This is a genomic window from Corynebacterium stercoris (assembly GCF_024160105.1).
In the GTDB taxonomy this organism is placed as follows: Bacteria; Actinomycetota; Actinomycetes; order Mycobacteriales; family Mycobacteriaceae; genus Corynebacterium; species Corynebacterium stercoris.
The window spans coordinates 66,447-74,952 of the sequence record NZ_JAMFTQ010000009.1 but is presented as its reverse complement, the minus strand read 5'-3'; the positions used below and the strand labels follow the sequence as shown (position 1 = coordinate 74,952).

9 protein-coding genes are annotated in these 8,506 nt (G+C 65.7%); 5 read left to right on the top strand and 4 right to left on the bottom strand.

Annotated elements, in window-relative coordinates; all coding sequences use genetic code 11:
- Positions 1 to 232: 232 nt before the first annotated feature.
- Complete coding sequence (locus M5J20_RS08115) at positions 233 to 1,204, bottom strand: putative endonuclease domain-containing protein (RefSeq protein ID WP_253578346.1); 972 nt, start codon at positions 1,202 to 1,204, stop codon at positions 233 to 235.
- Between the two features lie 81 nt (positions 1,205 to 1,285).
- On the opposite strand from M5J20_RS08115, the gene glfT1 reads away from it, so the two are divergent.
- Positions 1,286 to 2,191: a galactofuranosyltransferase GlfT1 gene (gene glfT1, locus M5J20_RS08110; protein ID WP_253578344.1), complete on the top strand. Its 906-nt coding sequence runs from the start codon at positions 1,286 to 1,288 to the stop codon at positions 2,189 to 2,191.
- On the opposite strand, the gene M5J20_RS08105 is transcribed toward glfT1, so the two are convergent.
- Genes M5J20_RS08105 through M5J20_RS08095 form a run of 3 tightly spaced genes read right to left on the bottom strand, consistent with a single transcriptional unit; the run spans position 2,136 to position 4,005 of the window.
- Positions 2,136 to 2,660 (bottom strand): GtrA family protein, encoded by a 525-nt coding sequence (locus M5J20_RS08105; RefSeq protein WP_253578342.1) that lies wholly within the window; start codon positions 2,658 to 2,660, stop codon positions 2,136 to 2,138. The two genes, glfT1 and M5J20_RS08105, sit on opposite strands and share 56 nt — an antisense overlap.
- Positions 2,661 to 2,671: 11 nt before the next feature.
- Complete coding sequence (locus M5J20_RS08100) at positions 2,672 to 3,562, bottom strand: hypothetical protein (protein ID WP_253578340.1); 891 nt, start codon at positions 3,560 to 3,562, stop codon at positions 2,672 to 2,674.
- Positions 3,563 to 3,576: 14 nt separating this feature from the next.
- Positions 3,577 to 4,005, bottom strand: coding sequence for a hypothetical protein (locus tag M5J20_RS08095; RefSeq protein WP_253578338.1), 429 nt, complete (start codon positions 4,003 to 4,005; stop codon positions 3,577 to 3,579).
- A gap of 40 nt (positions 4,006 to 4,045) precedes the next feature.
- Here M5J20_RS08095 and M5J20_RS08090 point away from each other — a divergent pair, with 40 nt between their 5' ends.
- The 4 genes from M5J20_RS08090 to M5J20_RS08075 all read left to right on the top strand — a co-directional run bounded on the left by M5J20_RS08090 (position 4,046) and on the right by M5J20_RS08075 (position 8,499).
- The gene (locus M5J20_RS08090) at positions 4,046 to 4,225 is read left to right on the top strand and encodes a hypothetical protein (RefSeq protein WP_253578336.1); all 180 of its coding nucleotides are present in this window, start codon (positions 4,046 to 4,048) and stop codon (positions 4,223 to 4,225) included.
- Positions 4,226 to 4,294: 69 nt separating this feature from the next.
- Positions 4,295 to 5,710 carry a decaprenylphosphoryl-beta-D-ribose oxidase gene (dprE1, locus tag M5J20_RS08085; RefSeq protein WP_253578335.1) on the top strand — a complete coding sequence of 472 codons (1,416 nt, stop codon included), beginning with the start codon at positions 4,295 to 4,297 and terminating at the stop codon, positions 5,708 to 5,710.
- A gap of 29 nt (positions 5,711 to 5,739) precedes the next feature.
- Positions 5,740 to 6,504, top strand: coding sequence for a decaprenylphospho-beta-D-erythro-pentofuranosid-2-ulose 2-reductase (gene dprE2, locus M5J20_RS08080; protein WP_253578333.1), 765 nt, complete (start codon positions 5,740 to 5,742; stop codon positions 6,502 to 6,504).
- Positions 6,505 to 6,582: 78 nt separating this feature from the next.
- A complete protein-coding gene (locus tag M5J20_RS08075) occupies positions 6,583 to 8,499 on the top strand; it encodes a galactan 5-O-arabinofuranosyltransferase (RefSeq protein WP_253578331.1) in 1,917 nt (638 codons plus the stop codon).
- Positions 8,500 to 8,506 lie beyond the last annotated feature (7 nt).

Here is an 8,506-nt window from a genome sequence, read left to right as displayed (position 1 = left end):
GGCTAACCACACACCCAGGTAAGGGCTATACAACCCTGGCAGAGCGACGCGCTCTAGCCACAGCTATCTAACAAACACGACTAGATGGCCACAGAGGTTCACAGGAAAGCCGCAGTCCCCAGGGACCCCTCCTGTAAAAGGTTGCCACATCGTTGCAGCTCGACCGGCCTGCCCGAACCCACCAACCGGCCTGTCCGAGCCCACCCACCGGCCTGTCCGAGCCCACCCCGAACTAAATCAGGCTCTCTAGTTTTTCGAAGAAGCGCGGGAGCGTCTCAAGCCTGAAACGCACCGGTGTCCAGCGTTCGGCGGCAGCATCGATGTCGATCATGTTGTCCTTTACCAGCTGGTCCCGGGTGTTGTGGTGGCTGCCGTCGTACATGATGCCGATTCGTGGCTCGATAAGTGCCAGGTCAAATACGGTCACGAGTTTCTCCTCGCGGTAGAGGGGTAACTGCTCAACCAGTGTGAATCCGTGTTTCGCGGCGAATTGCACAGCGAGGAAACGCATCTCAGTCTCTTTCGGGGAGTCGGCCACTCGCGACGACGCTTTGATCACTTTGAGCAGCCATCGTTCGTTGACCCGGTTGTTGCCGGCACGGATGATCTCGTAGGCATCGACGTTGAGGAAGCGCCTGACGGCATCGACAAGCTGCACAGCACGAACAAATGTCGCATCAACCTCGGCTCCCCCATGTGCAGACCAGGTCACTTTTTCCAGACGAATGAGCCTGAGCGCCTGCGCGGTGGCTACCGCAGGAGTCACAATCTGCACTTTCGAGCTGCCGCACGACACGGTCCAAACTTCCTTAGATTCGAAGTGAGTCCGCACCACGCTGGGCTGGAGGCGGCCAGGTGGGATCTTCCGCACAGTGCGGGGATTGGCCAAAACGGTGTCTGTGCCATCGACCATGAACGGCAGTCCATAGAGTGCGAGGGCACCGAAACCGGTGAGTACGCACTCTGTATTCGACATGATGTGGGCAGCTGCTCGCTGCGCAGCGGGCGAAGAATATCGCACGCGGTTGGCGCTGAGCGAGACCAGGTTGTATGTCTGATCCAGGGATGGGCAATCGGACTTGAACATCCAGTATCGGTCGTTGAGTCGCTCAAGCGCTTCGACGGGAAAATTCGCCGTGTTGGGCAGGATCTGGTGCCCCAGTTCGATGTACATGCCGTTTCGAGGAGTCTTTGGAATCTTCATACATCTTTAGACGCCGCCCGCCCCGCTCCGGTTCCGTGGCGCTGGAAATCCGCGGCGGCCCGATACGGCACAATGAACCCCATGACTGCCACTTTGCACCGCAGCGGCACGACGGCCGCCGTGATTGTCACACACAAGCGCGTTGAGCTGCTGCGCAACTCGTTGGAGCAGGTGGTGAACCAGACGCACCCGGTGGATTGGGTGATCGTGGTGGATAACGGCGCGGAGCCGGAGGTGCAAGACCTCCTTGAAACCCTCGCAAAGGACAGGGCCGTCTACCTGCCCAGCCGCACCAACTTGGGCGGCGCGGGCGGCTTCGCGTACGGCTTCCTCCACGCCCTCGCGCTTGGTGCGGACGCGATTTGGTGCGCGGACGACGACGGCCAGCCGGAGAACCACGAGACCCTCGCCGAGCTCTACCGCGTCGCCGAAAAACACCGCCTCCACGAAGTCAGCCCGGTGGTGGCCAACATCCAGGACCCAACCAAGCTGGCGTTCCCGCTGCGCCAGGGCCTGACGTGGAAGCGCACGACGGCTGAGCTGGAGGGCGATTTCCTCCCCCAGTACGCCAGCCTGTTCAACGGCGCGCTGATCAGCGCGGAGGCGATGGAGCGCATCGGCGTGCCGGACTACCGCCTGTTTATTCGCGGCGATGAGGTGGAATACCACCGTCGATTGGCGCAGAGCGGGTTGAAGTACGGCACGGCGCTGACGGCGGCCTACCTGCACCCGGACGGCTCCGGCGAGTTCCACCCGATCATGGGCGGGCGCGCGCACGCGCAGTGGCCGGACAACGACACGAAGCGCTATTTCACGTACCGCAACCGCGGCTACATCATCAACCAGCGCGGCATGCACAAGATGAAGCTGCAGGAAGTGGTGCGTTTCGGCTGGTTCTTCCTCATCCAGCGCCGCGATCCGCGCGGCTTTCTCAGCTGGCTGAAGCTACTGCGGATGGGGGCACGGGAGGATTTCCGCCGCCCTTAGGGGCCTTTGGCGTTACGACGTCCGGTTCAGACTCCGCCACGATCTTCGTCTTCGTCTCCTCGCGGAAGATGACGCGGCGCTGGAGGACGAAGTTGGTGACCGTCGCCACGCCTTGCGCGATGACGAAGGAGAACAGGTCGCGGAAGAACTTGTTGAAGCCCAGCGCGGTGAGCGGCACCGCGGCCCAGCGGTAGATGAGCAGCTGCACGGCGAACGTGGAGGCGTAGAGCACGAACACCGCGCCGGCCTTCTTGGCGTTGACCTCGGCCTGGAACGCGAAGCGCGAGTTGAGGATGTAGGCCACCAGGGTGCCCACGCACCAGCCGACGGCCTTGGACAGGTCGCGCGACAGCGGGGACAGCTCGGTGAGCGAGACGGTGACGCCGAAGTCGAGCACGGCGCAGCCGATGCCGATGATGATGAACGGCACCAGCTGCTGCTTCAGAACCTCGGTCTTTTCGGAACTCACGCCGGGTTAGCTTACCCGCGAAGCAGGTCGCGGTAGATATCCAGGCGCTCGGCAACCGACATGTCGGCGGATATCTCATCGAGCTCGGCGAGCGACGCGGCGCACAATTGGCGGATCGTGTCCGCGTCCATGTCCTCCCAGCCGAGGGAGCGCATGATGGATTCGGTAAGCCAGCTGGTGGTCGTTTCGTCGGCGCAGCAGGCGGCGGCGAGCGTGGTGGCCCAGAACGCGTCGCGGCCCAGCTGCTCCGTCTCAAGCGGCAGCTTGGCCAGACGCGCTGGGTCCACGCCGGCAGCGCGCGCCCGCTCGGCCGCACCCTCCGTGTCGGCCGGCCCGCGCTCCACGCCGAGGGCCTGGATCAGCGGAACGAAGTCGTGCGTCGTCGCCCGGCCGATCACTTCGCGCGCGTCGGCGCGCACCAGCGACTCGAGCTCCTTCACCCGCTCCACGCCCAGGAGCTCGGCGTTCACCTCGGCGATGTTGAATTCGGTGTCGCCGAAGGAGCCGGAGCCCGCGACACAGACGGAGGGCGGTGTGGATTCGTCGCGGGGGTAGACGTCGGCAAGCTGCATGCCGAACTGCCACAAGCCGTACGTGAACGCGGTGCTGTCGCCCGGGGTGCGCAGCACGTCGCGCAGCTCGAGTGCGTCTTCCGCTTCGGCCGCGACGATGCCTTCAGAGCCGTCGATGCCGAACACGGTGGCCACGACGACGCGGCATTCGGCGATGGTGGTGTGCTCGTGAATGCCCACCCAGCGGTACACGGTGTCGTCCGAAACCAGCACGCAGCGCACCATGAGCGTGTCGCCCGCGTCCTGCCCCACGCCACGCCGCTGCGCCCGGGCGGCGGCGAGATTGATCACCGGCGCCAGGTGGTCGGACCTGTAGAGCGTGCTAGACATGGCGCCGAATATAGCTACGTTCGCAGCTGCTTCGCCACGACGTACGCCGCGCCCGCCGCGCATCCGGCGAGGGCATAGGGCTTGCCGACGCCCGCTTTCTTCAGCCCCGCAGTCACCGCATCCACCGTCTTCGCTGCCGCCGCGCATGCCGCGGCGGCACCGGCGCCGAGGGCGGCGAGCACGCCCCAAGACATGGTGACGCTTTCGAGTTCGTCCTGCTCAGCGTCGATAACTGCGGTGAGGTCGTTGCGCGGGTCTTCGTCGAAGGCGTTGAAGAGGGCAACCGCCCCCACGTTGGCGGCGGCGAGCAGCGTGCGGGCGAGCGCGGGGCGGTGCGTGACGCCCGGCGCGGCGACCAGCGCGGCGATGAATCCTGCCTGGATGAGCTGGCCCGCGAAGGTGTTGTCGAGGGCGTTGTAGTCGATGGTCTCCTGCGTGCTCATGGCAGCTCATCGTACCGGCCACCCGCTAGGCTGTGGTCGCATGGAACCGATGCTTTCCCACTTCATGCAGCAACTGCTATCCCAGGAACTGCCGATGCTGGATTCGGCGGACCGCGCCCGCGTGACTGAGCTGCTGCGCGAGCACGCAGCGGCGGGCGGCGGCACGATCGAGACGCAGGAGGATTTGCCGGGTGAGATCCGGCAAATCATGGATCTCTAAGCATTTCCGGACAAAGATCACACCAACACGCCCCGGGATTTGCAGTGCAGGTGGGTAGGCTCTCGAGGTATGGAACTGCACACCGAATTGAAGTCCCTCTACGGCTGGGGGCGCACCGCGCCTTCCACCGCGCACGTGCTGTCCACCCCGGACGTTGACGTGATCAAGGCGGCCGTTGCCCAGGTCGCCGACGAGAACTCGAGCCTGCCGGAGCACCAGCGCCGCGGCGTGATCGCCCGCGGCATGGGCCGCTCCTACGGCGACCCGGCCCAGAACGGCGGCGGCCTGGTCATTGACATGCAGGCGCTGAACCAGATCCACTCCATCGACCCCGAGACGGGCATCGTGGACGTGGACGCCGGCGTGACCCTGGACCAGCTGATGAAGGCGGCTCTGCCGTACGGCCTGTGGGTGCCGGTGCTTCCCGGTACGCGCCAGGTGACCATCGGCGGCGCGATCGGCCCGGACATTCACGGCAAGAACCACCACTCGGCCGGCTCCTTCGGCGATCACGTCTTGTCCATGGAGCTTTTAGTCGCCGACGGCCGCGTGCTGCACCTGGAGCCGGAAGGCTCCGCCGACGATCCGGACGGCACCCTGTTCTGGGCCACCGTCGGCGGCATGGGCCTGACCGGCATCATCCTGCGCGCCCGCATCCGGATGACCAAGGTGGAGACCGCCTACTTCATCTCGGACACGGTGCGCACAGACACGCTGGATGAGACGATCGCGGCGCACTCCGACGGCTCCGAGGCCGGCTACACCTATTCTTCTGCGTGGTTCGACGCGATCTCGGCACCGCCGAAGACGGGCCGCTCCACCATCTCCCGCGGCTCGCTGGCGACCCTGGCACAACTCGAGGAGCTGGCTCCGAAGCTGGCGAAGGATCCGCTGAAGTTCAGCGCCCCGCAGCTGATGACGGTGCCGGACATCTTCCCGTCGTGGACCATGAACAAGCTGACGCTGCGCGCGATCGGCGAGGCCTACTACTTCATGGGGGCGCCGGCGACCAACCAGATCAAGAACCTCACGCAGTTCTACCAGCCGCTGGATCTCATCGGCGAGTGGAACCGCGGCTACGGCGACGCGGGCTTCTTGCAGTACCAGTTTGTGGTGCCCACCACCGCCGTCGAGCCGTTCAAGGACATCATTTACCAGATCCAGTCCTCCGGCCACTACACCGCGCTCAACGTGTTCAAGCTGTTCGGCGAGGGCAACCGCGCGCCGCTGTCCTACCCGATGAAGGGCTGGAACGTGTGCGTGGACTTCCCGATCCGCGACGGCCTCAACGAGTTCCTCGACCGCCTCGATGAGCAGGTCATGGAGTTCGGCGGCCGCCTCTACCTGGCAAAGGAATCCCGCACCAGCGCGGAGAAGTTCCACGCCATGTACCCGGGCATGGCGGGCTGGCTGGAAACCCGCCGCGCCATCGACCCGAACGGCGTTTTCGCCTCCGACATGTCCCGCCGTCTCGAGCTGAGCTAGCAGCTAGAAGCTGGAAAGGAAAACTCACAATGCTTAACGCAGTAGGACAAGCACAGCACATTCTGCTTCTCGGCGGCACCTCCGAGATCGGTCTGGCCATCGCGTGCGAGCTGATCTCCCGCGGCGGTAACCCGACGGTCACGCTCGCCGCGCGCGAGGGCTCCCCGCGTATCGACGACGCAGTGGCAACCGTCCAGGCAGCCGGCGCCGGCCAGGTGCGGCTCATCGACTTCGACGCCCTCGACTTCGCCGCGCACCCCGGCGTCATCGACGCCGCGTTCGCGGACGGCGACGTGGACGTGGCCGTGGTGGCCTTCGGCACCCTGGGCGACCAGGAAGAACTGTGGCAGGACCAGGCCAAGGCCGTGGCCTCCGCGCAGACCAACTACACCGCCCCGGTCTCCGTGGGCGTGCTGCTGGGCCAGGCGATGAAGCGCCAGGGCCACGGCACCATCATCGCGATGAGCTCCGTGGCGGGCCAGAAGGTGCGCCGCTCCAACTTCGTCTACGGCGCATCCAAGGCCGGCATGGACGGCTTCTACCTGCAGCTCGGCGAAGCGCTGCGCGAGGACGGCGTACACGTCACCGTCGTGCGCCCGGGCCAGGTGCGCACCAAGATGACGGACGGCCTCAAGGAGGCCCCGCTCACCGTGGACAAGGAAGAGGTGGCCGAGGCGGCCGTCTCCGCCGCCCTCAAGGGCGAGCGCACGGTGTTCGTGCACAAGCTGTTCGCCCCGATCACCTTCGTGCTGCAGCACATTCCGGCGCCGATTATGCGCCGTTTGAGCTTCTAACGAGCGTCGGAAAGCAAAAGCCCGGCCCCGCGTTTCTGTGAGGGGGCCGGGCTTGGTGCGTATGCGAGACTGTTACGTATGACCACCGTTGCCAACCGCCAGTTGCGCGTGACCGCCTACGCCCCCGACAAGCTTTCCGATACCGCGACGGCGCTGCGCGTCGCCGGATTCGGCGCGGCGGGTGGTGGGCTCGCGCTCGCGGCGTGGTTCGTGCTGCACTCGATCTCGTTCGCGTCGTTTAATACGTCGATGGTCACGCGCGCGCTGGCGACGATGGTGTCGCTGCTGCTGGTGCTGATGGCCGCGGCGTGCGTGTGGGGCTGGCTGCGCGGGACGAAGAACCTGCTGCTGGAGGCGGTGGCCACGCTGGTGCCGGCGGGCATCGTGGTGTCGTCGCTGGGCATCCCGCTGGCGACGACGACGCTGTGGCTCGACGGCATCCAGGTTGACCAGGGTTTTCGCACGCAGTTCCTGTCGCGGATGACGGAGACCGCCTCGCACGCGGACATGAACTACGTGGACCTGCCCACGTTTTATCCCATGGGGTGGTTCTGGCTCGGCGGGCGCATGGCCAACGTGCTGGGCATGGCGGGCTGGGAGGTGTACCAGCCGTGGGCGCTGGTCTCGCTGGCCGCCGCGGCGGCGACGCTGACGCCGATCTGGCGGAAGATCACCGGCTCGCTGCCCGTCGCGGCGGCGATCGCGCTGGTCACCACGGCGATCGTGCTCACGGAAGTACCGGATGAGCCCTACGCGGCCGTCGTCGCCATGTTCATTCCGGCAGCCGCGATCGGCGCGTACAAGGCGCTGTCCGGATCCTGGTTCGCCACCATCTGCCTAGCCATCTACCTGGGCATTTCCGCGACGTTCTACACCCTGTTCACTGCCATCGGCGCGCTGACGGTGGTGGTGCTGGCACTGGTGCTGTGCTTCGCCAACGGCCGCGCGCTGACCCCGATTAAGCACCTTGTCATCATCGGCGGCGGGTCCATCCTCATTGCGCTCATCTCCTGGGGCCCGTACCTGGTGCATCTCCTGTTCGGCGGCTACGAGACGCGCTCCACCGCGAACCACTTCCTGCCCTACGAGGGCACATACTTCCCGCTACCGTTCTTCAGCCTCTCCATCATCGGGCTGCTCTCGCTCATCGGCCTGATTTACCTGGTATGCCGCATCAACGAGCCGGAGGTCCTCTCCCTCGCCCTGGCCATCCTGGTCTGCTACGTCTGGGCGGCGGCGTCGATGGCCATCACGCTGCTCGGCACCTCGCTGCTGGGCTTCCGCGTGGAAGCGCTGCTCATCCTCCTCTTCGCCACCGCGGGCGTGCTGGGCATTGCCGACGTCCGCTTGGTCGGCGTGGATTACCTCTACCCGGCGCGGTTCGGCGAGCGGGCCAACAACGCGATCACCGCGGTGACGCTGCTCCTCGTCGCCGCCGGCTCCCTTTTCTACGTCCAGCAGATTCCGGAGCAGAACGAGCGCCACATCGACCAGGCGTACGCGGACACGGACGGCAACGGCCACCGCGCCGATCTGCGCTCACCCGATGCCGGCCGCTACTACGCGGACATCGTCGCCTACCTCTCCGAGCACGGCCGAACGCCGACAGAAGCCGTGATCTACACCGACGAGATCAACTTCATGGCCTACAACCCGTACTACGGCTTCAACGCGTTTACCAGCCACTACGCCAACCCGCTGGGCGAGTTCGACCTGCGCAACCAGGAACTGGCCGGCTGGGCCAAGCTTTCCGACGACGATCCGGACGCCCTCACCGCCGCCATCGACGCCTCGCAGTGGCGCGGCCCGGAGGCGTTCATCTTCCGCGGCGAGCTCGGCGCCGGCACGCCGTACAAGACGCACATCGCGCACGACATATTCCCCAGCCAGCCGAACGTGCGCTACGAGGCCCTATTCTTCAACCCCGACGCGTTCGACAACGCTAACTGGGACGCAACTCAGATCGGCCCCTTCGTGGTGGTCGTGCGGAAGTAGAGTGATT